This is a genomic window from Mesorhizobium robiniae (genome assembly GCF_040545535.1).
GTDB classification, from domain to species: Bacteria; Pseudomonadota; Alphaproteobacteria; order Rhizobiales; family Rhizobiaceae; genus Mesorhizobium; species Mesorhizobium robiniae.
This window is the reverse complement of record NZ_JBEPMC010000047.1, coordinates 1-1,040: the sequence shown is the minus strand read 5'-3', so window position 1 is coordinate 1,040 and position 1,040 is coordinate 1. Positions and strand designations below refer to the sequence as shown.

At 51.4% G+C, this 1,040-nt stretch carries 1 rRNA gene; it reads left to right on the top strand.

The annotated features are described in order from the left end of the window. A 23S ribosomal RNA gene (locus tag ABID19_RS34305) occupies window positions 1–1,040 on the top strand; the annotation flags it as partial.

Sequence of the window (1,040 nt, the reverse complement as noted above, 5' to 3'; positions counted from 1 at the left end):
AAGTATCTGTTATAGGTAACTTATCCTGAATACATAGGGATAAAGTGGCGAACGCGGGGAACTGAAACATCTAAGTACCCGTAGGAAAGGACATCAACCGAGACTCCGGAAGTAGTGGCGAGCGAACCCGGACCAGGCCAGTGGCGATTGAGAGACAAGCGGAACCTTCTGGAAAGTAGGGCCATAGTGGGTGACAGCCCCGTACGCGTAATGCGATCAATCGTCCTCGAGTAAGGCGGGACACGTGAAATCCTGTCTGAAATTGGGGGGACCACCCTCCAAGCCTAAGTACTCGTGCATGACCGATAGCGAACTAGTACCGTGAGGGAAAGGTGAAAAGCACCCCGACAAGGGGAGTGAAAGAGTACCTGAAACCGATTGCCTACAAACAGTGGAAGCCCAAGGTTCGTCCTGGGTGACCACGTACCTTTTGTATAATGGGTCAGCGACTTAGTGTGACGAGCAAGCTTAAACCGGTAGGTGTAGGCGCAGCGAAAGCGAGTCTGAACAGGGCGTTCAGTTCGTCGCATTAGACCCGAAACCGAGTGATCTAGCCATGAGCAGGTTGAAGGTAAGGTAACACTTACTGGAGGACCGAACCCATAACTGTTGCAATAGTTCGGGATGACTTGTGGCTAGGGGTGAAAGGCCAATCAAACTCGGAAATAGCTGGTTCTCCGCGAAATCTATTTAGGTAGAGCGTCGACCGAATACCCCAGGGGGTAGAGCACTGGATGGGCTAGGGGTCCTCACCGGATTACCAAACCTAACCAAACTCCGAATACCTGGGAGTACTAGTCGGCAGACACACGGCGGGTGCTAACGTCCGTCGTGAAAAGGGAAACAACCCTGACCTACAGCTAAGGTCCCCAAGTTATGGCTAAGTGGGAAAGGATGTGAGGATCCCAAAACAACCAGGATGTTGGCTTAGAAGCAGCCATCATTTAAAGAAAGCGTAACAGCTCACTGGTCTAAATAAGGGTCTTTGCGCCGAAAATGTAACGGGGCTCAAGCCATACACCGAAGCTTAGGGTTTGCAG